Source organism: Collinsella sp. WCA1-178-WT-3 (M1) (assembly GCF_009696325.1).
GTDB lineage: Bacteria > Actinomycetota > Coriobacteriia > Coriobacteriales > Coriobacteriaceae > Collinsella.
On record NZ_VUME01000035.1, the window covers coordinates 1 to 1071 of the forward strand.

General features: G+C 48.0%; 1 protein-coding gene. It reads right to left on the reverse strand.

Going from position 1 to position 1071, the window contains the following annotated elements; translation table 11 throughout:
* Positions 1–50: 50 nt before the first annotated feature.
* A partial coding sequence (locus FYJ40_RS08885; protein ID WP_195838913.1) for a DEAD/DEAH box helicase occupies positions 51–1071 on the reverse strand: 1021 nt, incomplete at its 5' end.

Sequence of the window (1071 nt, forward strand, 5' to 3'; positions counted from 1 at the left end):
GCCCCAAAATTTGCATAGATAACATTATCTTTGGAAGGACGCTGCGGCATTTAGGTATCCCTTCCCCGGTAACTCATGAGCATAGCGAGTTCTTCAGGAGAGAGTTCTGTAAGCCACCTTTCTCCCTCTCCTACAACAGCAGAGGCCAACTGAGTTTTACCGTCGAGAATATCCTGAATCGATTCTTCCAACGTACCCGCGGTAATCATTTTATATACGGTGACGTCTTTGCGTTGCCCAATCCTGAAAGCACGATCGGTTGCCTGATTTTCTACTGCAGGATTCCACCAACGATCCATATGAACAACGATAGACGCAGCCGTGAGATTTAATCCCGTCCCTCCCGCTTTAAGGGACAGGATCATTGCCGGCGGCCCTTGCGGACTCTGGAAGTTCTCCACCATGCGATCACGTCCGACCTTGCTTACACCACCGTGTAGGAAAGGAATTTGAGCGCCAAAGTAGTCCGAAAGATAAGGAGCGAGGATCTCCCCAAAAGCCCGATACTGAGTAAAAATAAGAAGTCTTTGCTCTGATTCTACGGCATCTGAAACCAGACGCATCAGTTCCTCTACTTTTCCTGAACGATGCTTACCTTTTACGGTCACATCGGAATCATCACTTAAAAAGTGTGCCGGATGATTACAGATCTGCTTAATCTTGGTTAAAGCAGAGAGCACAAGGCCGCGCTTAGAAATTCCTTCTGCCTGGTCGATCTGTTTCTGTATGTCTTCCACATAAGCTCGGTACAAAGCTGCTTGCTCCGGCTTCATGTCCACGGTCAGAATAATTTCGGTCTTCTCTGGGAGATCATCAACGATACTCGGGTCTGTTTTCAACCGCCTCAGAACAAAGGGAGCTGTCAAGGAGCGGAGCCTTTCCGTCATTGTCTCATCCTGCTCACGCTCAATCGCCCTGGCAAAGTGGTTCCGAAAGAAAGACGCAGAACCTAAAACACCTGGATTACAAAAATCAAGAATTGATCGCATTTCAGAAAGACGATTTTCTACAGGAGTTCCGGTCAACGCAATTCTGTGCTTTGACGGCATCGCCCGTACGGCTTTGGAAACT